This is a genomic window from Pseudomonas sp. zfem003 (assembly GCF_032621675.1).
In the GTDB taxonomy this organism is placed as follows: Bacteria; Pseudomonadota; Gammaproteobacteria; order Pseudomonadales; family Pseudomonadaceae; genus Metapseudomonas; species Metapseudomonas otitidis.
The window spans coordinates 482712-508459 of record NZ_JAVYJG010000001.1 but is presented as its reverse complement, the minus strand read 5'-3'; the positions used below and the strand labels follow the sequence as shown (position 1 = coordinate 508459).

Annotated in this window: 19 protein-coding genes; 16 read left to right on the top strand and 3 right to left on the bottom strand. The window is 70.4% G+C overall.

What is annotated here, in order from left to right; translation table 11 throughout:
• Positions 1-523: 523 nt before the first annotated feature.
• The 6 genes from RTK35_RS02230 (at position 524) to RTK35_RS02205 (ending at position 7121) form a co-directional block, all read left to right on the top strand.
• Positions 524-1777 (top strand): ABC transporter substrate-binding protein, encoded by a 1254-nt coding sequence (locus RTK35_RS02230; protein ID WP_107331673.1) that lies wholly within the window; start codon positions 524-526, stop codon positions 1775-1777.
• A gap of 107 nt (positions 1778-1884) precedes the next feature.
• Positions 1885-2793 (top strand): carbohydrate ABC transporter permease, encoded by a 909-nt coding sequence (locus RTK35_RS02225; RefSeq protein ID WP_208273559.1) that lies wholly within the window; start codon positions 1885-1887, stop codon positions 2791-2793.
• The gene (locus RTK35_RS02220) at positions 2786-3631 is read left to right on the top strand and encodes a carbohydrate ABC transporter permease (protein ID WP_142009925.1); all 846 of its coding nucleotides are present in this window, start codon (positions 2786-2788) and stop codon (positions 3629-3631) included. The genes RTK35_RS02225 and RTK35_RS02220 overlap by 8 nt, the downstream gene beginning before the upstream one ends.
• 47 nt (positions 3632-3678) lie before the next feature.
• Positions 3679-4839, top strand: coding sequence for an ABC transporter ATP-binding protein (locus RTK35_RS02215; protein ID WP_142009923.1), 1161 nt, complete (start codon positions 3679-3681; stop codon positions 4837-4839).
• A 143-nt stretch (positions 4840-4982) separates the two neighbouring features.
• A complete protein-coding gene (locus RTK35_RS02210; RefSeq protein WP_044406526.1) occupies positions 4983-6206 on the top strand; it encodes a maltoporin in 1224 nt (407 codons plus the stop codon).
• 12 nt (positions 6207-6218) lie between these two features.
• A complete protein-coding gene (locus tag RTK35_RS02205) occupies positions 6219-7121 on the top strand; it encodes a D-hexose-6-phosphate mutarotase (protein ID WP_410478621.1) in 903 nt (300 codons plus the stop codon).
• 443 nt (positions 7122-7564) lie between these two features.
• Here RTK35_RS02205 and RTK35_RS02200 read toward each other — a convergent pair whose 3' ends face one another.
• A complete protein-coding gene (locus RTK35_RS02200) occupies positions 7565-8425 on the bottom strand; it encodes a MurR/RpiR family transcriptional regulator (RefSeq protein WP_172435076.1) in 861 nt (286 codons plus the stop codon).
• A gap of 182 nt (positions 8426-8607) precedes the next feature.
• Here RTK35_RS02200 and zwf point away from each other — a divergent pair, with 182 nt between their 5' ends.
• The 5 genes from zwf to RTK35_RS02175 all read left to right on the top strand — a co-directional run bounded on the left by zwf (position 8608) and on the right by RTK35_RS02175 (position 13562).
• Positions 8608-10080: a glucose-6-phosphate dehydrogenase gene (gene zwf, locus RTK35_RS02195; RefSeq protein WP_107330213.1), complete on the top strand. Its 1473-nt coding sequence runs from the start codon at positions 8608-8610 to the stop codon at positions 10078-10080.
• Complete coding sequence (gene pgl, locus RTK35_RS02190; protein ID WP_316907266.1) at positions 10067-10783, top strand: 6-phosphogluconolactonase; 717 nt, start codon at positions 10067-10069, stop codon at positions 10781-10783. The genes zwf and pgl overlap by 14 nt, the downstream gene beginning before the upstream one ends.
• 90 nt (positions 10784-10873) lie before the next feature.
• Complete coding sequence (locus RTK35_RS02185; RefSeq protein WP_410478625.1) at positions 10874-11512, top strand: bifunctional 4-hydroxy-2-oxoglutarate aldolase/2-dehydro-3-deoxy-phosphogluconate aldolase; 639 nt, start codon at positions 10874-10876, stop codon at positions 11510-11512.
• Between the two features lie 20 nt (positions 11513-11532).
• Positions 11533-13155 carry an NADP-dependent glyceraldehyde-3-phosphate dehydrogenase gene (locus tag RTK35_RS02180; RefSeq protein ID WP_284549451.1) on the top strand — a complete coding sequence of 541 codons (1623 nt, stop codon included), beginning with the start codon at positions 11533-11535 and terminating at the stop codon, positions 13153-13155.
• Positions 13155-13562: a DUF4952 domain-containing protein gene (locus RTK35_RS02175; protein WP_309040332.1), complete on the top strand. Its 408-nt coding sequence runs from the start codon at positions 13155-13157 to the stop codon at positions 13560-13562. The genes RTK35_RS02180 and RTK35_RS02175 overlap by 1 nt, the downstream gene beginning before the upstream one ends.
• A 535-nt stretch (positions 13563-14097) precedes the next feature.
• On the opposite strand, the gene cra is transcribed toward RTK35_RS02175, so the two are convergent.
• Complete coding sequence (gene cra, locus RTK35_RS02170) at positions 14098-15087, bottom strand: catabolite repressor/activator (RefSeq protein ID WP_253123829.1); 990 nt, start codon at positions 15085-15087, stop codon at positions 14098-14100.
• A 257-nt stretch (positions 15088-15344) separates the two neighbouring features.
• Between cra and ptsP the strand changes: the two genes are divergently transcribed.
• The 3 genes from ptsP to RTK35_RS02155 are packed head-to-tail and all read left to right on the top strand — an operon-like array spanning position 15345 to position 20892.
• Positions 15345-18212 carry a phosphoenolpyruvate--protein phosphotransferase gene (gene ptsP / locus RTK35_RS02165; protein ID WP_316907263.1) on the top strand — a complete coding sequence of 956 codons (2868 nt, stop codon included), beginning with the start codon at positions 15345-15347 and terminating at the stop codon, positions 18210-18212.
• Positions 18212-19168 (top strand): 1-phosphofructokinase, encoded by a 957-nt coding sequence (gene pfkB, locus RTK35_RS02160; protein ID WP_279804180.1) that lies wholly within the window; start codon positions 18212-18214, stop codon positions 19166-19168. The genes ptsP and pfkB overlap by 1 nt, the downstream gene beginning before the upstream one ends.
• Complete coding sequence (locus RTK35_RS02155; RefSeq protein WP_316907262.1) at positions 19165-20892, top strand: fructose-specific PTS transporter subunit EIIC; 1728 nt, start codon at positions 19165-19167, stop codon at positions 20890-20892. The genes pfkB and RTK35_RS02155 overlap by 4 nt, the downstream gene beginning before the upstream one ends.
• Positions 20893-20910: 18 nt before the next feature.
• Here the strand turns inward: RTK35_RS02155 and RTK35_RS02150 are convergent, their stop codons facing one another.
• A complete protein-coding gene (locus RTK35_RS02150; RefSeq protein ID WP_044406553.1) occupies positions 20911-21855 on the bottom strand; it encodes a LysR family transcriptional regulator in 945 nt (314 codons plus the stop codon).
• Between the two features lie 258 nt (positions 21856-22113).
• On the opposite strand from RTK35_RS02150, the gene RTK35_RS02145 reads away from it, so the two are divergent.
• Both RTK35_RS02145 and RTK35_RS02140 read left to right on the top strand, forming a co-directional pair.
• On the top strand, positions 22114-23562 hold the full coding sequence (locus tag RTK35_RS02145; RefSeq protein WP_316907261.1) for an efflux transporter outer membrane subunit: 1449 nt from the start codon (positions 22114-22116) through the stop codon (positions 23560-23562).
• A complete protein-coding gene (locus RTK35_RS02140) occupies positions 23562-25745 on the top strand; it encodes an FUSC family protein (protein WP_142009896.1) in 2184 nt (727 codons plus the stop codon). Before RTK35_RS02145 ends, RTK35_RS02140 begins: the two co-directional genes overlap by 1 nt.
• Positions 25746-25748 lie beyond the last annotated feature (3 nt).

The following is a 25748-nucleotide window of genomic DNA, read 5'->3' as shown; positions in this document are numbered from 1 at the left end:
CGGCGTGCTCGGCAGGTCATCCAGCTGAGGGGCGCGAGTCGGCGGCGCACTGCGTGGACGCAAGGCAACGGCGGCGCCCGCCGCCAGGGCCAGGCCGGCTCCGGTGACCCAGGGCTGGCCGAGTCCGAGGCCGGCGAAGCCGAGGAGGAGGGCGAGGCAGAGGAGGGAGTAGGCCAGCACGGGACACGTCCTGTGAGATGCGGATTGAGCGCAAAGATAGGTCGCGCCTGGGGGGCTCGATATAGGGATTCCCCCTAGGGCCCCTAGGGGTGCTGGCAGGGGGCGGGGCACCCGGTCGCGTACCGACGGGCGCCGGGGGAGGGACCGTGGAGGTGCGGCGCTTCTGTGTCGGGTTGCGGATTTTGCCAAGCCGGTCAGGCGTTTGCGTTCACACGGCGCTTTGTAACGGCCCCGTGACCATCGACAATCCCTTTGTTACCCAGGGCCTTTCGGGGCGTGTTTAGACTGCTGGTCAGCGCAAGCAGCGACTTGCATGACCAATAAGAACAACAAGGTATTGCCCATGAATGCTCTGTCTCGCCTGACTGCTGTCATCTCCCTCGCTTCGTTGTTCCCCCTGTCCGCCCTCGCCGGCGAAGTGGAAGTCCTGCACTGGTGGACCTCCGGCGGCGAAAAGCGCGCGGCCGACACCCTGAAGAAACTCGTCGAAGAGAAAGGCCACACCTGGAAGGACTTCGCCGTCGCCGGTGGCGGTGGCGAGGCGGCCATGACCGTGCTGAAGACCCGCGCCGTGTCCGGCAACCCGCCTTCGGCGGCGCAGATCAAGGGCCCCGACATCCAGGAATGGGGCGAGCTGGGCCTGCTCACCGAGATGGACGAGGTGGCCGAGGAGGGCCAGTGGGACACGCTGCTGCCCAAGCAGGTGGCCAGCATCATGAAGTACGACGGCCACTACGTGGCGGTGCCGGTGAACGTGCACCGGGTCAACTGGCTGTGGATCAACCCCGAGGTGTTCAAGAAGGCCGGCGCCACGCCGCCCACCACCCTCGACGAGTTCTTCGCCGCCGCGGACAAGCTCAAGGCCGCCGGCTTCATCCCCGTCGCCCACGGCGGCCAGCCCTGGCAGGACGGCACCGTGTTCGAGGACCTGGTGTTCGCCATCCTCGGCCCCGAGGGCTACCACAAGGCCTTCGTCGAGCAGGACAAGGCGACCCTCACCGGCGAGCCCATGGTCCAGGCCTTCGCCGCGCTGAAGAAGCTGCGCGGCTACATCGACGCCGACGCCGCCGGCCGTGACTGGAACAGCGCCACTGGTCTGGTGATCAACGGCAAGGCCGGCATGCAGATCATGGGCGACTGGGCCAAGAGCGAGTGGACCGCCGCCGGCAAGGTGGCGGGCAAGGACTACCAGTGCCTGCCGTTCCCCGGCACCCAGGGCAGCTTCGCCTACAACATCGACTCCCTGGCCATGTTCAAGCTGAGCGATGCGGAGAACCGCAAGGCCCAGAACGACCTGGCGCGGACGGTGATGGAGCCGCAGTTCCAGCAGTTCTTCAACCAGGAGAAGGGCTCGATCCCGGTGCGCCTGGACCAGGACATGTCCAGCTTCGACGCCTGCGCCCAGCAGTCCATGAAGGACTTCAAGGCCGCCGCTGCCGGCAACGGCCTGCAGCCCAGCCTGTCCCACGGCATGGCCGCCTCCAGCTACGTGCAGGGCGCGGTGTTCGACGTGGTGACCAACTTCTTCAACGACCCCGCCGCCGATCCGAAGAAGGCCGCCCAGCAACTGGCTGCCGCGATCCAGGCCGTCCAGTAACCGCCGACTGACCCGCCCACGGCGCAGGCCCCGCTGCCTGCGCTGCGGGCCCGGCCGTGCCGAATTTCCCGCGCCTCAGCGCGCCACCTGCCAACCCGGAGCGACCCATGAGTTCGACCGCCGTCTTCGCCAAGGCCTCACCGCTGGATGCGCTGCAGCGCTGGCTGCCCAAGCTGGTGCTGGCGCCGAGCATGCTCATCGTGCTGGTGGGCTTCTACGGCTACATCCTCTGGACCTTCGTCCTGTCCTTCACCAACTCGCGCTTCATGCCCAGCTACAGCTGGGTGGGCCTGCAGCAGTACCAGCGCCTGTGGGAGAACGACCGCTGGTGGGTGGCCAGCCAGAACCTGCTGGTGTACGGCGGGCTGTTCATCGCCATCAGTCTGGTGATCGGCGTTTTCCTCGCCGTGCTGCTGGACCAGCGCATCCGCCGCGAAGGCTTCATCCGCACCGTCTACCTGTACCCCATGGCGCTGTCGATGATCGTCACCGGCACCGCCTGGAAGTGGCTGCTCAACCCCGGCCTGGGCCTGGACAAGCTGCTGCGCGACTGGGGCTGGGAAGGCTTCCGCCTCGACTGGCTGGTGGACCCGGAGCGGGTCGTCTACTGCCTGGTGATCGCCGCCGTGTGGCAATCCTCCGGCTTCGTCATGGCGCTGTTCCTCGCCGGCCTGCGCGGGGTCGACCAGTCGATCATCCGTGCCGCCCAGGTGGACGGCGCCAGCCTGCCGACCATCTACCTGCGCATCGTCCTGCCGAGCCTGCGCCCGGTGTTCTTCAGCGCGCTGATGATCCTCGCCCACATCGCCATCAAGAGCTTCGACCTGGTGGCGGCGATGACCGCCGGCGGCCCCGGCTACGCCTCCGACCTGCCGGCGATGTTCATGTACGCCCACACCTTCACCCGTGGGCAGATGGGCCTCGGTGCCGCCAGCGCCATGCTCATGCTCGGCGCCGTGCTGGCGATCATCGTGCCCTACCTGTATTCCGAACTGAGGAACAAGCGCCATGACTAGCCTGGCCGGAAAGTCCCCGCTCAGCGTCAGCCGCCTGGCCATCCACGCCACCCTGATCGTCGCCTGCGCCCTCTACCTGGTGCCGCTGGTGGTGATGCTGCTGACCAGCTTCAAGACCCCCGACGACATCCGCGCCGGCAACCTGCTGTCCCTGCCGGATGCCTTCACCCTGGTCGGCTGGGCCAAGGCCTGGGCCAGCGTCGGCGGCTACTTCTGGAACTCGGTGATGATCACCGTGCCGGCTGTGCTGATCTCCACGCTGCTCGGCGCGCTCAACGGCTACGTGCTGTCCATGTGGCGCTTCCGCGGCTCGCAGCTGTTCTTCGGTGCGCTGCTGTTCGGCTGCTTCCTGCCGTTCCAGGTGGTGCTGCTGCCGGCCTCCTTCACCCTCGGCAAGCTGGGGCTGGCCAACACCACCGGTGGCCTGGTGCTGGTGCACGTGGTGTACGGCCTGGCCTTCACCACGCTGTTCTTCCGCAACTTCTACGTGAGCATTCCCGATGCCCTGGTGCGGGCGGCGCGGCTCGACGGCGCGGGGTTCTTCACCATCTTCGGGCGCATCCTGCTGCCCATGTCGGTGCCGACCATCATGGTCTGCCTGATCTGGCAGTTCACCCAGATCTGGAACGACTTCCTCTTCGGTGTGGTGTTCGCCAGCGGCGACAGCCAGCCCATCACCGTGGCCCTCAACAACCTGGTGAACACCAGCACCGGGGCCAAGGAATACAACGTCGACATGGCCGCCGCGATGATCGCCGGCCTGCCGACCCTGCTCGTCTACGTATTCGCCGGCAAGTACTTCCTGCGCGGCCTCACGGCCGGTGCGGTGAAGGGCTGAAAAGCGGCTGCGCCCGTTCGCGGCGCTTCTGATTAGTGGAGATCGACATGGCAACCCTCGAACTGCGCAACGTGAACAAACGCTACGGCAGCGGCCTGGCGGACACCCTCCGGGACATCGAACTGTCCATCGACTCGGGGGAGTTCCTGATCCTCGTCGGGCCTTCGGGCTGCGGCAAATCCACCCTGATGAACTGCATCGCCGGGCTTGAAGCCATCAGCGGCGGCGCCATCCTCGTGGACGGCCAGGACATCAGCGGCATGAGCCCCAAGGACCGGGACATCGCCATGGTGTTCCAGTCCTACGCCCTGTACCCGACCATGAGCGTGCGCGAGAACATCGCCTTCGGCCTGAAGATCCGCAAGCTGCCGCCCGCCGAGATCGAGGCGGAGGTGAGCCGCGTGGCCAAGCTGCTGCAGATCGAGCACCTGCTGGAGCGCAAGCCCGGCCAGCTTTCCGGCGGGCAGCAGCAGCGCGTCGCCATGGGCCGGGCCCTGGCGCGGCGGCCGAAGATCTACCTGTTCGACGAGCCGCTCTCCAACCTCGACGCCAAGCTGCGGGTGGAGATGCGCACCGAGATCAAGCTGATGCACCAGCGGCTGAAGACCACCACCGTCTACGTCACCCACGACCAGATCGAGGCCATGACCCTGGGCGACAAGGTGGCGGTGATGAAGGACGGTGTCATCCAGCAGTTCGGCACCCCGCAGCAGATCTACAACGACCCGGCCAACCTCTTCGTCGCCGGCTTCATGGGCTCGCCGCCGATGAACTTCATCCCCCTGCGCCTGCAGCGCCGCGACGGCCAGCTGTGGGCGCTGCTGGACAGCGGCCAGGACCGCTGCGAGCTGCCCTTGGGCGAGCGCGGGGCGGGGTTCGAGGAGCGCGACGTGATCCTCGGGATACGCCCTGAGCAGATCCTCGGCGCCGCGCCGGACAGCCGTGGCGCCCCGGGCGTGCGGGTCGAGGTGGAGGTGGTCGAGCCCACCGGCCCGGACACCCTGGTGTTCACCAGTCTCAACCGCACCAAGGTCTGCTGCCGCCTCGGTCCGGATACCGTTCCTCGGCCAGGTGAAACCCTCACGCTGCATATCGATCCGAGCAAGGTGCTGCTGTTCGACGCCAACAGCGGCGAGCGGCTGCGCCCGGCAGGCCCTTCCAGCAGCCCCGGGCTGCCCGCCAACGTGGCGCAGCTGAAGGGGCGTTGAACCATGGCCCGGCAACGCCGGGCCACGGCAGGCAGGGCGCTTCGTCTCAGCCCTGCCGATCGCCCCGTGGTGGGCTGATGCCCACCCTGCGAGGGCACCAAGGGAACGTTCCATCGCAACACAACAATAAGAATGGAGTGGACATGAACACGAAGATCCGAGGTTTGTGGGTACTGCCCTGCACGCTGTTCGCCGCCTCCGGGCTGGCCCAGGCGGTCGAGTTCAGCGGGTACGTGCGCAGCGGCGCCGGCGGTTCCAGCGAAGGGGGCACGCAGTCCTGCTTCCAGTTGCCGGGGGCGCAGTCGAAGTACCGCCTGGGCAACGAGTGCGAGCAGTACATGGAGCTGGACCTGCGCCAGGACCTGCTCAAGCTGGACGACGGCTCGGTGGTCAGCATCGAGGGCATGGCGCAGCTGTACAACCAGTACGGGCACACGCCGAAGTTCACCGGTGACTACGGTTTCGCGCGGATGAACCAGATGTACGCCGAGTGGAGCAACATGCCCGCGCTCAACGGCGGTTCGTTCTGGGCGGGGCGCCGTTTCTACAAGCGCAACGACATCCACATCTCCGACTTCTACTACTGGAACCAGAGCGCCACGGGCTTCGGCTTCGACGAAGTGGCCATCGGCGACCTGAAGTACAGCTACGTGTTCTCGCGCAAGGACAACTACGAGCAGAAGCCCTACATCAACCGCCACGACTTCAACGTCGGCGGCTTCCAGACCAACCCCGGCGGCGAAGTGGAACTGGGCGTCAGCTACATCGACAAGCCCGACAGCACCGGCGCCCACAGCGGCTGGTCGGTCTCGGCGCAGCACAAGCAGCAGGCCTTCCTCGGCGGGGTCAACACCGTGGCCCTGCAATACGGGCGCGGCCCCGGCACGGCGCTGGGCTACACCGGCGACCCGACCCTGGACAACGCCAACAAGAGCTGGCGCCTGGTGGAGTTCTTCGACTGGCAGGTGACGCCGCATTTCGGCGGGCAGTTCGAGGTGGTCTACCAGAAGGACACCCGCCCGGACGGCGACGACCAGAACTGGCTGTCCATCGGCGTGCGCCCGGTCTACGCCTTCACCGACCAGTTCAAGCTGGTGACCGAACTGGGCCGCGACCAGGTGGAGGCCCCCGGCGGCACCCGCAAGCTCACCAAGTTCACCGTGGCGCCCACCTGGTCGCCGTCCGGGCCGGGGTTCTCCCAGCGTCCGGAGTTCCGCCTCTACTACACCTACGCCAGCTGGAACGAGGCCGCCCAGCGCGCTGCCAGCGAGCTGGCCGCCGGCTCGGCGCTGTCCGACACCGGGGCTTTCGGCGATGCGCTGCACGGCTCCAACTTCGGCGTGCAGGTGGAGTACTGGTGGAAGTGACGGGAGCGGCCCGTGGCGGCTGCTGAGCGCGACGGGGCGCGCCGTGCAGGGCAGGCGGGGGAGGGCGGCGCGCATCCCCTCGACGCCCTGCTGCGACCGGCGAGCGGGCAGCTGTTCCGCTGGTGTGAACACCAGGGGCGCGAGCTGCTGCTGGTGGAGCATCCCCGCTGCTCGGCGGTCTTCAGCCGCCAGGGTGGGCAGTTGCTGCATTACCAGCCGCGCGGCGAGCGTCCGGTGCTCTGGTGCGCCCGTCACTGGCCGCGCGTGGGCGCCATTCGCGGTGGCGTGCCGGTGTGCTGGCCCTGGTTCGGGCGCCATCCGGTGGAAAGCGGCTGGCCCCACCACGGCTGGGCGCGGCTCTCCGACTGGCGGCTGGTCGGCAAGGACGCCGACGCCCAGGGTGTGCGCCTGGAGTGGCGCCTGCAGTTGCACGACTGGCAGGTGGCGCTGCGGGCCTGCCTGGGGGATGCCCTGAGCCTGGAACTGGTGACGACCCACCGTGACAGCGAGCCGTGCGTCCTCAGCCAGGCCCTGCACGCCTACTGGCGGGTGTCGGATGTGGCGCGGGTGGCGCTGCTCGGCCTGGATGGCGCCGACGGGCACGACCTGCTGGCCCGAGAGCCCTGTCGGCAAGCCGGCGAACTGCGGGTCACCGAGGGCGTGCACAGGCGCTTCCAGCAGGGCGGGACGCTGACCCTGCAGGACCCGGGCTGGCAACGACGGCTGCGCATCGACGGTGGCGACAACCCCCACACCGTGGTCTGGCACCCCGGCAGCAGGCCGCTGCCCGAGGTGAGCTGGTCGGAGAGCCTGGGGTTCCTGTCGGTGCAGGCCGCCGCCTGCGGCGACCCGGGGCGGGTCCTGGCACCGGGGGACGAGGCCAGGTTGGCGCTGAAGGCCTGGATTGCGGGGTAGCCCGGGCATTGCATGAGGTAATGGAAGGCACGCCGTAGGATGCGGGTGAGCGGTGCGAACCCCATCAGCATCCCGAGGCACGGGGTTACAGCCCAGGCCACCGTGCCACGCCCGTGATGGGCTTCGCACAGCTCAGCCCATGCTACGAGGGCGGTGCTACCGCCCGACCATTGGCTCGAATCAATCGACGGGGTAGCCCGGGAACGGTTGGCGCGGATTTCCCGGACTGAAGTCCGGGCTACGTTCCTGATCGGGGGCGTCGCCCGAGGCACGGGGTACAACCCAGGCCACCGTGCCACGCCCGTGCTGCTACCGCCCGATCATCGGACCCGAATCAATCCCGCCCAGGCGGGTCTGCCCAACAAGAGGGTGGCACACGATGTAGCCCGGGCTTCAGCCCGGGACGAGGCGGTGGTGGTCCGTCGTACCCTCTGGGGCGGGGCTCAGGCCGGCTCTTCGTCCGCCGGGTAGCGGCTGGCGTTAAGGCTTTCCTTGATCTTGCGCAGGTGCGGCTGGAAGTCGATGCCCCGGCGCAGGGTCACGCCGGTGGCGAGCACGTCGAGCACGGTGAGCTGGATGATCCGCGAGGTCATCGGCATGTAGATGTCGGTGTCCTCCGGCAACGGGATGTTGAGGCTGATGGTGCTGGCCTTGGCTAGCGGCGAGCCGGCGGCGGTGAGGCCGAGCACCGAGGCGCCGTTCTGCCGGGCCAGGCGCGCCACCTCCACCAGCTCGCGGGTGCGCCCGGTGTAGGAAATGATCACGAACAGGTCCCCGGTGTGGGCCACCGAGGCGAGCATGCGCTGCATCAGCACGTCGGAGTGGGCCGAGACGGCCAGGTTGAAGCGGAAGAACTTGTGCTGGGCATCCAGCGCCACCGAGGCCGAGGCGCCGAGGCCGAAGAAGTGGATCTGCCGGGCCTGGATCATCAGGTCCACCGCACGGCTGATCAGCTGCGGGTCGAGGCTCTGGCAGGCGCTGTCCAGGGAGGCGATGGCGCTGCCGAAGATCTTCCGCGTGTAGGCCTCGGGGCCGTCGTCGGCCGAAACCGACTGGCTGACGTAGGCCGCACCGCTGGCCAGGCTCTGGGCCAGCTGCATCTTCAGCTCCGGGTAGCCGTTGACGCCGAAGGAGCGGCAGAAGCGGTTCACCGTGGGCTCGCTGACCTGGGCGGCCTGGGCGAGGGCGGCGATGCTGAAGCGGGTGGCCTGCTGCGGGTCCTGCAGGATCACCTCGGCGACCTTGCGTTCGGCCTTGTTGAGTTCGTCGAGACGGCCCTGGATCTGCTCCAGGAGATTGCGCATGCGGTCCATGGGGTTCCTTAGCAGGGCCTGCGGAAACGGTGGCCTATCGTACTGAGGGCCACAGTCGCCAGCCAGAGGTAACAGGGGTGTGACTAAATGTTGTGTTTATTACTACATTTTTTCTTGTGTTGCGAATTCTGGCGGTGTAAATCTCTCTCAACCTTGTAGAAGAACAAAACATCATGGCTGCCATCACTGTAGAACCCTGCACCTTTGCCCTGTTCGGCGCCCTTGGCGACCTGGCCCTGCGCAAGCTGTTCCCGGCGCTCTACCAGCTGGACCGCGCGGGACTGTTGCACCCGCGCACCCGCATCCTCGCCCTGGCCCGTGAAAGCGACGAGAACGGCGCCCGCCAGGCCGCCATCGCCGAGCACCTGGAGCGCCACGTGCCCGAGCGCGAGATCGACCCCGACCAGGTGGCACGCTTCATGGCGCGGCTGGAGTACCTGTCGATGGACTTCTTCCTCCACGCCGAGGGCTACCGCGAGCTGGCCGAGCGGGTGGGGGCGGACGAGCCGCTGATCGCCTACTTCGCCACCCCGGCCTCGGTGTACGGCGCCATCTGCGAAGGCCTGGCCCAGGTGGGCCTGGTGCAGAACACCCGGGTGGTGCTGGAGAAACCCATCGGCCATGACCTGGAGTCCTCCCGGCGGATCAACGACGCCGTGGCGGTGCACTTCCCGGAGAGCCGCATCTACCGGATCGACCACTACCTGGGCAAGGAGACGGTGCAGAACCTGATCGCCCTGCGCTTCGCCAACAGCCTGTTCGAGACCCAGTGGAACCAGCACCACATCTCCCACGTGGAGATCACCGTGGCCGAGCAGGTGGGCATCGAAGGGCGCTGGGGCTATTTCGACGAGGCCGGCCAGCTGCGTGACATGGTGCAGAACCACCTGCTGCAGCTGCTCTGCCTGATCGCCATGGACCCGCCCAGCAACCTCTCCGCCGACAGCATCCGCGACGAGAAGGTCAAGGTGCTCAAGGCCCTGGCGCCCATCACCGCCGCCCAGGTGGCGCAGCAGGTGGTGCGCGGCCAGTACATCGCCGGCAGCAGCCAGGGCCGCGCGGTGCCGGGCTACCTGGAGGAAGAGAACGCCAACACCCACAGCGACACCGAGACCTTCGTCGCCCTGCGGGCCGACATCCGCAACTGGCGCTGGAGCGGCGTGCCCTTCTACCTGCGCACCGGCAAGCGCATGCCGCAGAAGCTGTCGCAGATCGTCATCCACTTCAAGGAACCACCGCACTACATCTTCGCCCCCGAGCAGCGGCCGCTGATCAGCAACCGGCTGATCATCCGCCTGCAACCGGACGAAGGCATCTCCCTGCAGGTGATGACCAAGGAGCAGGGCCTGGACAAGGGCATGCAGCTGCGCAGCGGCCCGCTGCAACTGAATTTCTCCGACACCTACCGCAGCGCGCGCATCCCCGATGCCTACGAGCGCCTGTTGCTGGAGGTGATGCAGGGCAACCAGAACCTCTTCGTGCGCAAGGACGAAATCGAATACGCCTGGCAGTGGTGCGACCAGCTCATCGAAGGCTGGAAGCAGCTGGGCGATGCCCCCAAACCCTATGCCGCCGGCACCTGGGGCCCGGTGGCTTCCATCGCATTGATCACCCGAGACGGAAGGAGTTGGTATGGCGATCTCTGATCTCCGATTCCCCCCGGCCGTGGAGCCGATAGCCCTGGCGGATGCCGCCGAGCTGGCCGGGCACCTGGCCCAGCGCGTGGCCGAGGCCCTGCGCGAGGCCCTGGCCGCACGCGGCAGCGCCACCCTGGTGGTGTCCGGCGGGCGCAGTCCGGTGGCTTTCCTCGAGCGCCTGGCGCAAGCGCGGCTGGACTGGTCCGCCGTGACCGTCGGCCTGGCCGACGAGCGCTGGGTGCCGGTGAGCCACCCGGACAGCAACGAAGGGCTGGTGCAGCGCCACCTGCTCCAGGGCGAAGCCGCCAAGGCCCGCTTCGTCGGCCTCTACCAGGCCGCCGCCACCCTGGAGGAGGCCGCGCGCCTGGCCGACCAGGCCCTGGAAGCGCTGCCGCAGCCCATCGACGTGCTGGTGCTGGGCATGGGCGAAGACGGCCACACCGCCTCGCTGTTCCCTGGCAGCCCGAACCTGGCCGAGGCCCTGGACCCGGCCTGCCGCGCCCGGTGCCTGGCGACCCGCGCACCCAGCGTGCCCCACCAGCGCCTGACGCTGCCCCTGGCCCTGCTGCAAGGCAGCCGCCTGACCCTGCTGGCCCTGCAAGGGCGCGGCAAGCTGGACACCCTGGCCGCCGCGCTGCAGGGCGAGGACGTGGAGGCCATGCCGATCCGCGCCTTCCTGCGCCGGCCGCTGTCGATCTACTGGTGCCCCTGAGGCTCCATCCGTCTCAAGGGCTCACGCAACGGGAGTAATGCCATGACCACCATCCACAAGCCGCGAACCGCCGTTCGCCGCGTGCCGAGCATGGCCGAGAAGGTGGAGATGATCGACCGGCTCTGCGCCGAGGCGCGCATCCTGCCTGTCATCACCATCGAAGACGAAGCCCACATCCTGCCGCTGGCCGACGCCCTGGCCGCCGGTGGCCTCAAGGTGCTGGAAGTGACCCTGCGCTCGGCCCATGGCCTGGGCGCCATCCGCTTGCTGCGGGCGCAACGCCCGGACCTGCTGGTGGGCGCCGGCACCGTGCTGGACGAAGCGATGCTGGCCGAGGCCGAGGCCGCTGGCGCCCAGTTCCTCGTCAGCCCCGGTTGCACCGCCGAACTGCTCGATGCCGCGTTGCACAGTCCACTGCCGCTGTTGCCGGGCGTGGGCAGCGCCTCCGAGATCATGCTCGGCCACGCCCGTGGCTACCGGCGCTTCAAGCTGTTCCCGGCGGAGATCTGCGGCGGTGCCGCCGCGCTCAAGGCCTTCGGCGGCCCGTTCCCGGCGGTGCGTTTCTGCCCCACCGGCGGCGTGCGGCCGGACAACCTGGTGCAGTACATGGCCCAACCCAACGTCATGTGCGTGGGCGGTAGCTGGATGCTGGACAGCGCCTGGCAGCGTGCCGGCGACTGGGACCGCATCACCCGCACCACCGCCGAAGCCCTGGCCCTGCTGGCCTGAACCCCTACCCGGAGCGCGCCATGTCCCTGTTCACCGCCGAGACCCTGTTCCCCCACGCCGACCAGATTCCCGAGGCCTGGCGCCTGGGCGAGCCCGTCGAACAACGCGACTACCTGGTGGATGGCGAACTGCGCCACTGGGCCGGCCCCCTGGCCCCGGTGCGCAGCCCGGTCTACCTCAAGGGGCCGCAGGGCGAGGAGCAGGTGGTGCTCGGCAGCACCCCGCTGCTGGATGCCGAGGCCGCCCTGCAGGCGCTGGACGCCGCCGTGCGTGCCTACGACAAGGGGCAGGGCGCCTGGCCGACCCTGCGGGTGGCCGAGCGCATCGCCCACGTGGAACGCTTCCTGGCGCGCATGCGCCAGCAGCGCCAGGCGGTGGTGAAGCTGCTGATGTGGGAGATCGGCAAGAACCTCAAGGACTCCGAGAAGGAGTTCGACCGCACCTGCGACTACATCGTCGACACCATCGAGGCGCTCAAGGAGCTGGACCGCCGCTCCAGCCGCTTCGAGCTGGTGCAGGGCACCCTCGGGCAGATCCGCCGCGTCCCCCTGGGCGTGGCGCTGTGCATGGGGCCGTACAACTACCCGCTGAATGAAACCTTCACCACGCTGATCCCGGCGCTGATCATGGGCAACACCGTGGTCTTCAAGCCGGCCAAGTTCGGCGTGCTGCTGATGCGCCCGCTGCTGGAGGCGTTCCGCGACAGCTTCCCGCCCGGCGTCATCAACATCATCTACGGCAAGGGCCGCGAGACCGTCAGCGCCATCATGGCCAGCGGCAAGGTGGACGTGTTCGCCTTCATCGGCACCCACTCCGGCGCCGCCGACCTGAAGAAGCTGCACCCGCGCCCGCACCGCCTGCGCGCCGCCCTCGGGCTGGACGCGAAGAACCCCGGCATCGTGCTGCCCCAGGTGGACCTGGACAACGCCGTGGAAGAGGCCGTCACCGGCGCGCTGTCGTTCAACGGCCAGCGCTGCACCGCACTGAAGATCCTCTTCGTCCACGAGGATGTGCTGGAACCCTTCCTGACCCGGTTCAGCGCGCGCCTGGCGCGCCTGCGCCCCGGCATGCCCTGGGACGACGGCGTGGCCCTGACCCCGCTGCCGGAACCGGGCAAGGTGGACTACCTCGACGGCCTGCTGCGCGATGCCCTGGAGCAGGGCGCGCAGGTGGTCAACGAGGGCGGCGGCCGGCGTCACCAGAGCTTCTTCTACCCCGCGCTGCTGTGCCCGGTGACCCCGGCCATGCGGGTCTACCACGAGGAGCAGTTCGGCCCGCTGGTGCCGGTGGTGCCCTACCGCGACCTGCAGACGGTGATCGACTACGTGCTGGATTCCGACTACGGCCAGCAACTGTCGATCTTCGGCAACGACCCCGCCGAAGTGGGGCGGCTGGTGGACACCTTCGCCAACCAGGTGGGGCGCATCAACATCAACGCCCAGTGCCAGCGCGGCCCGGACAGCTTCCCCTTCAACGGCCGCAAGAACTCCGCCGAAGGCACCCTGTCGGTGCATGACGCCCTGCGTACCTTCTCCATCCGCACCCTGGTGGCGACCCGCTTCAACGCGGACAACAAGGCGCTGGTCAGCCGCATCCTCGGCAACCGCGAATCCAGCTTCATCAGCACGGACTACATCTTCTGATGCGTCGCGGCGTGCTGCTGGCGGTGGCGTTGCTGCCGCTGCTGGCCTGGGGCGAGGAGCCGGGGTGCGGCGACTACCTGGCGGCCCTCGGCGTCAGCGCGCCCGGGTTGCAGTTCGACGGCTGCCGCCTGGAGGAGGGCGGCCAGCTGCGCCAGCGGGTGGCCGAGTACAGCATCCCCGGGCGCGACGCCCGAGCGCTCGAAGCCCGGCTGGAACAGCGCTTCGGCCTGCAGCCGCTGCGCTTCGTCTGCTGCGGCTGGGAGGCCCCGTCTGTCTACGCCCCCCATCCCGCCGGCCGGCCCTACGGCTACGAGATCGGCATGGGCTCCGGCGAAACCCTGGAAAAGGACTGGACCCGCATCGACCGCTTCCACGTCCGCGTCACCCTCTTCCTCGAAGAACCCTGACCGCCCGTAGCCTGGCTTCAGCCCAGGGTGCGGAGGTCGGGCGTTCCCCGGACTGAAGTCCGGGCTACCCCGTGCTCGAACCCGCAGTCGTTTACCGGCACCCGTAGCCTGGGCTTCAGCCCAGGAAGCGGAGGTTGTGGCACTCCCCGGACTGAAGTCCGGGCTACCCCGTGCTTGAACCCGCAGTCGTTTACCGGCACCCGTAGCCTGGCTTCAGCCCAGGGAGCAGAGGTTGCGGCATTCCCCGGACTGAAGTCCGGGCTACCCAGCGCTTGAGCCCGCAGTCGTTTACAGGCACCCGTAGCCTGGGCTTCAGCCCAGGAAGCGGAGGTTGGGGCATGCCCCGAACTGAAGTCCGGGCTACTCAACTGCGGCCTGCTTGGCGACTGAAGTCGCCCCTACAGAGTTATGCCAGCCGGTATTTCTTGCGACAGAGAATGCATTGGCGATGGACATCTGGCCCGTCCCGTAGCCTGGGCTTCAGCCCAGGGCGTGGAGGTTGGGGCATTCCCCGAACTGAAGTCCGTGCGACCTGTCAGCCGTTACGCCGCACATGCAATTGCCGTGGGACGGCCGTGACGCCGGGCTGGTAGTCCCCGGCGATGGCTCGCAGGGCCTGGGCCAGGACGGCATCGGCGATCAGTTCGTGCTGCTGGCGCATGGCGTTCACCGGCAGGGGGAGGAAGTCCAGCAACTGGGTGTCGCCGAAGGTGCCGACACGCAACGCCCGGGGCCAGGCGCCGCGTTCGCGCAGCACATCCAGCACCCCGGCCAGCAGCACATAGGCGGTGGTCACCAGGGCGTCCGGCAGGTGGGCCTGTTCGTCCAGCAGGGACTCCATCATCTGGCGCCCGCATTCGCGGCTGAACTGGGCGCCCTGCATCACCCGCACCTCACCCGCGAACCCCTCCAGCGCCAGGCGGAAGCCTGCCTCCCGCTCGCGGCTGATGTTCAGCTCCGGACGGGCGCCCAGCAGCGCCACCTGGCGCAGGCCGGGCGCCAGCAGGCTGTGGGTGAGCTGCTGGCTGGCCGGGCGGTCGTCGCTGACCACCGAGCCGAAGCGCGTCGGGTCCAGCACCCGGTCGACGCCGATCACCGGCAGCCCTTCGGCCAGCAGGTCGGCCAGGGTCGGGTCCTCGGGCGGCAGGCAACTGGCGACCACCAGTGCGTCGCAGCGGCGGGCGGCGAACAGCTCCAGCAACTGGCGCTCGCTGGCCGGGTCGTCGTCCGAGCTGGCGATCAGCACCTGGTAGCCCTGGGCACGCGCCCGCTGCTCCAGCAGCTTGGCCAGGCGCGCATAGCTGGGGTTCTCCAGGTCCGGGAGGATGAACCCGAGGGTGCGTGTCTGCCCCCGGCGCAAACCGGCGGCCTGGGGGTCGGGGCGGAAGCCGTGGGCCTCCACCACCGCCTGCACTCGCGCCACCGTGGCGGGGGAGATGCGCTTCTGCTCGGCCTTGCCGTTGACCACATAGCTGGCGGTGGTGAGGGAGACGCCGGCCAGGCGGGCGATGTCGCTGAGTTTCACGTTCGGGGTCCTCACTGGGGTGCGGCGGGCGGATGCACATTTCGTCCGCCGGGCACTTCAAGCGGCGAAGGATATCGGTTACCGTGCCGCCCACGCTTAGTGAAACGATTCAGCAAGGCCCTTGTCCAGATGTTTCCACGTCCTGCCTGGCGTGGTCACGGACCGCACGCACCTGCCCGGCGTGACGGAAGGCAGCACCTAAGCTGATGCAGATGGCACAACGACAAGAGGGCCCCGAGGCCCGTTTGGAGGCACGCATGCTCGAACTGACCCCCGGACAGGTGTCCATGGGCCTGGCCGCGACGGACAAGGCCGACGCCCTGCGCCAGGTGGCGCAGCGGCTGGTGGCGGACGGCCTGGCCGCCGACGGCTACCTGGCTGCGCTGGAGGCCCGCGAAGCGCAGGGCTCCACCTGCCTCGGCCAGGGCATCGCGATTCCCCACGGCACCCCCGAGACCCGCCACCTGGTGCACGCCACCGGCGTACGCCTGCTGCATTTCCCCGGCGGCGTGGAGTGGGGCGATGGCCAGCGCGTGTACCTGGCCATCGGCATCGCCGCCAAGTCCGATGAGCACCTGCGCCTGCTGCAACTGCTGACCCGTGCTCTCGGCGAAGGCGAGCTGGGCGAGGCCCTGCGCGCGGCCGAGAGCCCCGAGGCCATCCTCCAGCTGCTGCAGGGCGCTCCCCGTGACCTGGCGCTGGACGACCAGTTGATCGCCCTCGGCAGCGAGGCCGAAGACCTCGACGAACTGGCCCTGCAAGGCGCCCGCCTGCTGCGCCGCGCCGGGTGCGTCGACAAGGGCTTTGCGGCGGCCCTGCTGCAGCGTGAGCCGCTGCCCCTGGGCGACGGCCTCTGGTGGCTGGACACCGACCAGGCCGTCGAGCGGCCGGGCCTGGCCTTCGTCGCCCCGGCGGGGGGCCTGCAGTACCAGGGCCAGCCCCTGGCCGGCCTGTTCTGCCTGGCGAGCCTGGGGGATGCCCACCAGGCGCTGCTGGAGCGCCTGTGCAGCCTGCTGGTGGAAGGGCGCGGCGGCGAGATCGTGCACGCCGTATCCAGCCGTGCACTGCTGGAAACCCTCGGCGGTGACTCCATCGCCGACTGGCCGAGCCTGCGCGTGCCCCTGGCCAACGCCCACGGCCTGCATGCCCGCCCCGCCAAGGAGCTGGCCCAGGCGGCCAAGGCCTTTGCCGGGGAGATCCGCATCCGTGTCGCCGACAGCGGCCAGCCCGCCGTCAGCGCCCGCAGCCTGAGCAAACTGCTGGCGCTGGGCGTGCGCCGTGGGCAGGTGCTGGAGCTGTTGGCCGAACCGGCGATCGCCGACGAGGCCCTGCCGGCCCTGCGCGACGCCATCCTGGCCGGCCTCGGCGAAACCGTGGAGCCGCTGGACGCAGCGCGACCCGAGGCACCCTCGGAAGCGCCCGAGGCGCCCGCTGCCGAGGCCGTTGCACCGCAGCCCGGCGAGGTGCTGGCGGCCGTGTCGGCGTCCCCCGGCATCGCCATCGGCCCGGCCCATGTCCGTGTGGCGCGGGCCTTCGACTACCCGGCCCGGGGCGAGTCCCCGGCGCAGGAGCGCCAGCGCCTGGAGCAGGCCCTGGCCCAGGTGCGGGGCGAGATCGAGGCGCTGGTGGCGCGCAGCGAGGTCAAGGCCATCCGCGAGATCTTCGTCACCCATCTGGAAATGCTCGCCGACCCCTCCCTGGTGGAGGACGTGGACGCGCGCCTGGCCCGTGGCGAGAGTGCCGCTGCCGCCTGGAATGCGGTCATCGGCGAGGCGGCCCGCCAGCAGGAGGCCCTGCAGGATGCCTTGCTGGCCGAGCGCGCCGCCGACCTGCGCGACGTCGGCCGGCGCGTGCTGGCCCAGTTGTGCGGCGTGGAGGAGGTGCCCGAGCCCCGCGAGCCCTACGTGCTGGTGCTGGACGAAATGGCCCCCTCGGACGTGGCCCGCCTGGACCGCGAGCGGGTCGCCGGCATCCTCACCGCCCGGGGTGGCGCCACCTCCCACAGCGCCATCGTCGCGCGGGCGCTGGGCATCCCGGCGCTGGTGGGCGCGGGCGCGCGGGTCCTGGCCCTGGCGCCGGGCGCCATGCTGCTGCTGGACGGCGGGCGAGGGCGCCTGGTGGTGGAACCCGAGGCAGCGCTGCTGGAGCGTGCCCGCCAGGAGCGCAGCGAACGCGAGCGCCTGCTGCGCGAGGCCGAGGCCCACAAGCTGGAGCCGGCGGTGACCCGCGACGGCCATGCAGTGGAGGTCTGCGCCAACCTGGGTGACGCCCAGGGCGCCGCGGCGGCCGTGGCCCAGGGGGCCGAGGGCATCGGCCTGCTGCGCACCGAGTTCATCTTCATGGCCCACGCCCAGGCCCCCGACCTGGCCACCCAGGAGGCCGACTACCGCCGCGTGTTCGACGCTCTGGACGGGCGCCCGCTGGTGGCGCGGACCCTCGACGTGGGCGGCGACAAGCCGTTGCCCTATTGGCCCATCCCCACCGAGGAGAACCCCTTCCTAGGTCTGCGCGGCGTGCGCCTGACCCTGCAGCGCCCGCAGGTGATGCGCACCCAGCTGCGCGCGCTGCTGCAGGCCGCCGAGGGCCGACCGCTGCGCATCATGTTCCCCATGGTCGGCAGCGTCGGCGAGTGGCGCCAGGCGCGGGACATGGCCCGTGAGCTGCTGGGCGAGCTGCCCCATGCCGACGTGCAGCTGGGGATCATGGTGGAAGTGCCGTCCGCCGCCCTGCTGGCGCCGGTACTGGCCCGCGAGGTGGACTTCTTCAGCATCGGCACCAACGACCTGACCCAGTACGCCCTGGCCATCGACCGTGGCCACCCGACCCTGTCCGCCCAGGCCGATGGGCTGCACCCGGCGGTGCTGCAGCTGATCGACATGACCGTGCGCGCCGCCCATGCCCACGGCAAGTGGGCCGGCGTGTGCGGCGAACTGGCCTCCGACCCGCTGGCGGTGCCGCTGCTGGTGGGGCTGGGGGTGGACGAGCTGAGCGTGTCCGCACGCAGCATTGCGGAAATCAAGGCGCGCATCCGCGCCATGAGCCAGGCGGCCGCCCAGGAGCTGGCCGCCGTGGCCCTGCAGGCCGAAAGCGCCGAAGCCGTGCGCGAACTGGCGGAGCGATTCTGATGGCACGCATCCTCACCCTGACCCTCAACCCCGCGCTGGACCTCACCCTGCGCCTGCGCCAGCTGGTGCCGGGCGCAGTGAACCGGGGCGATGCCCTGGTGGCCCACGCCGCCGGCAAGGGCCTCAACGTGGCCCAGGTGCTGGCCGACCTCGGCCACAGCCTGTCGGTGGCCGGCTTCCTCGGTGCCGACAACGCCCAGCCGTTCGAGGCGCTGTTCGCCCGGCGCGGCTTCCACGATGCCTTCGTCCGCGTCGACGGGGAGACCCGCAGCAACCTCAAGCTGGCCGAGGACGACGGCCGCATCACCGACATCAACGGCCCCGGCCCCGAAGTCGACGCGGCCGCCAGGGCCGCGCTGCTGGAGCGGCTGGACAGCCTGGTGCCGGGCCACGACCTGGTGGTGGTGGCCGGCAGCCTGCCCCGGGGCGTGGACCCGGACTGGCTGCGGACGCTGCTGCAGCGCCTGCGCGGGCTGGGTGCCCGGGTGGCGCTGGACACCAGCGGCGCGGCACTGCGTGCCGGGCTCGACTGCGCGCCCTGGCTGGTGAAGCCGAACCAGGAGGAACTGGCGGACGCCTGCGGCCACCCTCTGGATGACGCCGCCGCCCAGGCCCTGGAGGCCCAGCGCCTGCACGCGATGGGCATCGAGCACCTGGTGCTGTCCCTTGGCGCCGACGGGGTGCGCTGGTTCAACCCGGGCGGGGTGCTGGCAGCCCGTCCGCCCAGGGTGCAGGTGGCGAGCACCGTCGGCGCCGGGGATTCGCTGCTGGCCGGCATGCTGCACGGCCTGCTCAGCGGCTGGTCGCCGCAGCAGACCCTGCGCCACGCCACCGCCATTGCCGCCCAGGCCGTCACCCAGATCGGTTTCGGCATTCACGACCGGGCCCAGCTGGCCGCGCTGGAAGGCGCCGTCACCCTGGTCGATGCCCCCGCACAGCACGAGGTCTCCCGATGAAACTCGCCCTAGTCACGGCGTGCCCCAACGGGGCCGTCACCAGCCTGATCAGCGCCCGCCTGCTGGACGCCGCCGCCCGCCGCCTGGGCTGGAGCACCTGCGTGGAGATGCCCGGCGGAGCACCGCTGTCCGCCACCGACCTGGCCGCCGCCGACTGGGTGCTGGTGGTGGCCACCGGCGAGGTGGACCTGTCGCGCTTCAGCGGCAAGCGGGTGTTCCTCTCCAGCCCGGTGGAGGCGCTGCAGGCACCCGAGCATTTCCTGCGTCGCGCCGAGGCCCGCGCGGCCCTGCGCGAGCCCTCCGAGGTCGGCGCCCGCGTCCAGCGCCCGCGCCTGGTGGCGGTGACCGCCTGCCCGACCGGGGTGGCGCACACCTTCATGGCCGCCGAGGCCCTCAAGCAGGCCGCCCAGCGCCTGGGCTACGACCTGCTGGTGGAAACCCAGGGATCGGTGGGCGCCCGTGATCCGCTGCCGGCGGACGCCATCGCCCGCGCCGACGTGGTGCTGCTGGCCACCGACATCGAGGTGGATCTGGCGCGCTTCGCCGGCAAGCGGGTCTACCGCTGCGGCACCGGCGTGGCCCTCAAACAGGCCGAGGCGACCCTGGAGCGCGCCCTGGCCGAAGCCCGCGAGCTGCAGGCGGAGGCCTCCTCCGGCCCCGCACCGCGTGCGGCGGAGAAGGGCGGCGAGGCCAAGGGCCTGTACAAGCACCTGCTCACCGGTGTGTCCTTCATGCTGCCGATGGTGGTGGCGGGGGGCCTGCTGATCGCCCTGTCCTTCGTCTTCGGCATCGAGGCGTTCAAGGAGCAGGGCACCCTGGCCGCTGCGCTGATGCAGATCGGCGGCGACACCGCCTTCAAGCTGATGGTGCCGCTGCTGGCCGGCTACATCGCCTATTCCATCGCCGACCGGCCGGGCCTGGCACCGGGGATGATCGGCGGGCTGCTGGCCGGCACCCTGGGGGCGGGCTTCATCGGCGGCATCGTCGCCGGCTTCATCGCCGGCTACTGCGCCCGCGCCATCAACCGCTGGCTGCACCTGCCGCAGAGCCTGGAGGCGCTGAAGCCGATCCTGATCATCCCGCTGCTGGCGAGCCTGGTGACCGGGCTGGTGATGATCTACGTGGTGGGCACGCCGGTGGCCGGCATGCTCGCCGCGCTGACCCGCTTCCTCGACGGCATGGGCGCCACCAACGCCATCCTCCTCGGCGTGCTGCTGGGCGGGATGATGTGCGTGGACCTGGGCGGGCCGATCAACAAGGCCGCCTACGCCTTCTCGGTGGGCCTGCTGGCCTCCCAGAGCTACGCGCCGATGGCCGCCACCATGGCCGCCGGCATGGTGCCGCCCATCGGCCTGGGCCTGGCCTGCCTGCTGGCGCGGCGCAAGTTCGCCCAGAGCGAGCGGGAGGCGGGCAAGGCGGCGCTGGTGCTGGGGCTGTGCTTCATCTCCGAGGGGGCGATTCCCTTCGCGGCCAAGGACCCGCTGCGGGTCATCCCGGCCAGCATCGCCGGCGGTGCGCTCACCGGGGCGCTGTCCATGTACTTCGGCTGCAAGCTGATGGCACCCCACGGCGGGCTGTTCGTGCTGCTCATCCCCAACGCCATCAACCACGTGCTGCCGTACCTGCTGGCCATCGTCGCCGGCAGCCTGCTCACCGCCGTGCTCTACGCCCTGCTCAAGCCCGCCGCCGCGCCGGACCTGGTAATGGAGAAGGCGGGCGCCTGAGCCCGTCGCCCGCGCCGCTCAACCGGCGCGGGCGCGAATGCCGGCCAGCTCCACCTCGTCGGCCTGCAGCGCGTCGGGTAGGGTCTCGCGCAGGTAGGTCACCCAGGTCTTGATCTTCGCGTCCAGGTACTGGCGCGAGGGGTAGAGCGCGTAGATGTTCAGGCACTGCAGGCGGTAGTGGGGCAGCACCGGCACCAGAGAGCCGTCGCGTAGCCCGTCCATGGCCGAGTACAGCGGCAGGACGCCGATGCCCATGCCGGAGCGGATGGCCTCGGTCATGGCATCGCCCACGTTCACCTGGAAGCTGGGGTTGCCGAGGGTGATCATCTGTTCGCCGTCGGGGCCGACGAAGTGCCAGCGGTCGAAGGGCATCACCGGGCTGATCAGCAGCAGGCACTCGTGCTGGGCCAGGTCCGCCGGGGTGCGCGGGGCGCCACGCTCGGCGATGTAGCCGGGGGAGGCGCAGAGGATGCTGTAGGTGGCGCCGATGCGCTGGGACACCAGCCCCGAGTCGGGCAGCTCGGTGGCGACCACGATGGCCACGTCCAGCCCTTCATCCAGCAGGTCCGGCACCCGGTTGGCCAGGGTCAGGTCGAAGCTCACGTCGGGGTATTGCTGGCGGTAGCCGGCCATGGCGCGGATCACGTAGTGCTGGCCGATGCCGGTCATGGAATGCACCCGCAGCCGCCCGGCCGGGCGCGCATGGGCGTCGCCGGCCTCCGCTTCGGCTTCTTCCACATAGGCGAGGATCTGCTGGCAGCGCAGCAGGTAGCGCTGGCCGGCCTCGGTCAGGGCAATGCGCCGGGTGGTGCGGTTGAGCAGGCGCGCCTTCAGGTGGCCTTCCAGGTGGGCCACGGCGCGGGAGATGTTGGCGGTGGTGGTGCCCAGCTGCTGGGCGGCGGCGGTGAAGCTGCCGGTGTCGGCGACGCAGCTGAAGGCGCGCATGGTCTGCAGGGTGTCCATGGGGCGGCTCGGGGTGAGGGCTGGGGGCGCCATTATCACGCGGCCGGGCCGGCGGATTGTTACTGATCCGGTAATAGTCATTCACCGAATGCCCCGCTTATGCCGGTGCGGGCCGATCCCTAGAATCTGCTCCACCGGGCACCCGTCGGTGCCTGCTCTCCGCTCCAATCCAGCCACACCATCCCAGGACACCCCACCGTGCCGCGTCGTCTCGCCAGAGGACTGAGGTCCGCCAGCGCCGTTGTCATTTTTTCAACAATGGCCGGTTGCCTTTCCACCCAGGGCATCGCCCCCTCCGAACAACGCCTGGCCCCCGACCACCTGCAGCTGGATGCTGCCATCGCCCAGGCCGGGCAGGATGCCGGCTGGCCCCGGCAGCGCTGGTGGCAGGCCTTCGGCGACCCGCAGCTGGACGCCTGGATCGACCAGGCCCTGGCCGGCAGCCCGAGCCTGGCCGAGGCCCGCGCGCGGGTGCGCATGGCCGCCTCCCTGGCCGGCGCCGCCGAGGCGGTGGAGTCGCCCCAGGTCGACGCCAAGGCGTCCCTCAGCCGCCACCGCTGGCCCACGGACTATTTCTACGGCCCCGGCGAGCTGGCCCGCACCACCACCTGGAACAACGAGGCCGCCCTGGGGCTGAGCTACGCCTTCGACTTCTGGGGGCGCGAGTCCAGCATCGCCGAGCACTACCAGGACCTCGCCCGCATGAGCGCTGCCCAGGCGCGCATGGCCCAGCTGGAGCTGGAGGGCAACGTGGTGCGCGCCTACGTGCAGCTGTCCCTGCAATACGCCGAGCGGGACATCGCCCAGGCGCTGCTGGACCAGCAGCAGGCCATTCTCGACCTGGCCCGGCGGCGCCTGGGCGGGGGGCTCGGCACCCAGTTCGAGGTGAGCCAGGCCGAGGTGCCGCTGCCGGAGACCCGCCGCCGCCTGGAAGCGGTGGAGGAGGCCATCGCCCTCAGCCGCAACCAGCTGGCCGCCCTAGCCGGCAAGGGGCCCGGCGCGGCGGCCGAGCTGCGCCGCCCGAGCCTGTCCCTGGCGGCCGAGCCGGGCCTGCCGGCGCGCCTGCCGGTGGAGCTCCTGGGGCACCGCCCGGACCTGGTGGCCAGCCGCTGGCAGGTGGCTGCCGAAGCCCGTGGGGTGGACGCGGCGGAGGCCGACTTCTACCCCAACGTCGACCTGGTGGCGAGCGTCGGCTACAACGCCGTGGGCGGCGGCATGCTGGAGTTCCTCCGGGGGCAGAAATTCAACTACGGCATCGGCCCGGCGCTGTCCTTGCCGGTCTTCGACGGTGGCCGGCGCCGGGCCCTGCTGGGCGAAGCCTCGGCGTCCTACGACGCGGCTGTGGCGCGCTACAACGGCACCCTGGTGCAGGCCCTGCAGGACGTGTCCGACCAACTGATCCGCGTGCGCAGCCTGGCCCGCCAGCAGCAGCTGGCCGATGACTCGGTGGCCGCCGCGCAGCACACCTACGAACTGGCCACCCAGGCCTACCAGGGCGGGCTGACCGACTACCTCAACGTGCTCAACGCCCAGACCCGCCTGTTCCAGCAGCAGGAGGTGGCGCAGCAGGTCCATGCCGGTCGCCTGGCGGCCCACGCCGGCCTGGTGATCGCCCTCGGTGGCGGCCTGGGCGAGCCGGACCAGGCGCCGGACGACGCCCACCTGCTGCCTGAGCGGGTGCCGCTGCGCACCCCGGAGGCACGCTGATGGCCGCTTCCCACGGCGGCCTGCGCCTGCCGGATGCCGAGGCCTGGCGCCGGGCCTTCTTCGAGTGGGCGCGCAGCGACGGCGTCACCTGGGTCTACATCGGCAAGGTGCTGCTGGCGGCGCTGGTCACCCTGTGGCTGGCCATGCGCCTGGAGCTGCCGCAGCCGAGCACGGCGACCATCACGGTGTTCATCGTCATGCAGCCGCAGAGCGGCCAGGTGTTGGCGAAGGGCTTCTACCGCATCCTCGGCAGCCTGGTGGGGCTGACGGTGATGGTGGCGTTGATCGCGCTGTTCGCCCAGGAGCGGGTGCTGTTCCTGCTGGTGTCCTCCCTGTGGATAGGCCTGTGCACCGTGGGCGCCACCCGCTACCGCGACTTCCGCTCCTACGCCTGCGTGCTGGCCGGCTACACCGCCACCCTCATCGGCCTGCCCGCCACCACCCACCCGGAGGCGGCATTCATGCAGGCGCTGTGGCGCATCCTGGAGATCGCCCTGGGCATCGGCTGCGCCAGCCTGGTGAGCGCGCTGATCCTCCCGCAGACCTCCAGCGCGGCCATGCGCAACGCCCTCTACCAGCGCTTCGGCGCCTTCGCCGCGTTCGTCCTGGAGCACCTGGACGGCGGCGACCGCCAGCGTTTCGAGGCCTCCAACGTGGCCTTCGCCAGCCAGGCGGTGGGGCTGGAGGCGCTGCGCAGCGCCACCGGCTTCGAGGACCCGCACATGCGCCTGCGCAGCGGCCGGCTGTCACGCCTGAACAGCGAGTTCATGGCCCTGACCACCCGCTATCACGCCCTGCATCAGCTGCTCGCACGGCTGCGGGCCCAGGGCGACGGCACGGTGCTGCAGGCCCTGGAGCCGTGCCTGGCCGGCGTGCGCGAGGTGCTCGGGCCCTGGCGCGAGCGCCCGCTCACCGACCAGGACGCCCTGGCCCTGGCCGAGCGCCTGGAAGACCGCCGCCAGCAGCTCAAGCAGCGCATCCGCGATGCCCGTGCCCGGCTGCTCGCCGCCGGTGCCGACGAGGCCCAGCGGCTGGACTTCGACACCGCCGCCGAACTGCTCTACCGCTTCGCCGATGAGCTGCAGGGCTACACCCGCACCCATGCGTCCCTGGCGTCCCACCGCCACGAGCGGGAGAACTGGAAACCGTCCTTCGCCGCCAAGGCCAGCTCCCTGGCGGCGCTGGTGGCCGGGGCGCGCACCGCGCTGATGGTGCTGGTGTTCGGCCTGTTCTGGATCGAGACCGCCTGGCCCAGCGGCAGCAGCTTCGTGCTCAACGCCGCCGCCGTGGCGGCACTGGTGTCGGCGGCGCCCAATCCGGCGCGGATGGCGATGCAGATGGCCATGGGCACGGTGCTGGCGGCCATCCTCGGCTTCACCGTGACCTTCTTCGTGCTGCCGCACCTGGACGGCTTCCCGCTGCTGGCCCTGGCGGTGGCGCCGGTGTTCGCCTTCGGCGCCTTCCTCTCGGTGCGCCCGCAGTGGGCAGGCTACGGCCTGGGGCTGCTGGTGTTCTTCAGCTTCGGCGCGATCCCGGCCAACCTCACGGTCTACGACCCGGGGCGCATGCTCAACGAGTACCTGGCGCTGATCCTCGCCCAGGCCCTGGCGGCGGTGGTCACGGCGGTGATCCTGCCGCCCACCAGTGCCTGGCTCTGGCGGCGCCTGGAGCGCGACCTGCGCCAGCGCGTGGTGCTGGCCACCAGCGAGCGCGGCGAGCTGCTGCCGGCGGCGTTCGACAGCGGCACGCGGGACCTGCTCAACCAGGCCTACGGCGTCGCCAGCGGGCGGCCCGAGGTGCAGCGCGGCCTGCTGCGCTGGACCTTCCAGGTGCTGGAGGTGGGCCACGCGGTGCTGGAGCTGCGCCGCGAGCAGGCGTTGCTGCCGGCGGCGCCGTGCTACGCCGAGGACCAGCCCTGGCGCCAGGCCGTGCGGGCCATGGGCCGGGCCCTGGCGCGGCTGTTCATGAAACCGGGGGCGGGCAACCTGGAACGGGCCCGGCTGGCGGTGGAACAGGCCATCGACGCCGTGCGCGCCACCGAGGAGCCCGGCGGCGCCGACTTCGAGCAGTCCCGCCTGCGCCGTGTGCTCAGCTACCTGCACTTCATCCGTACCTCCCTGCTGGACCCGCAGTCGCCCCTGCGCGGGTCCGCCCCTGCCGGAGCGCCTGCCCATGCTGCCTGACAG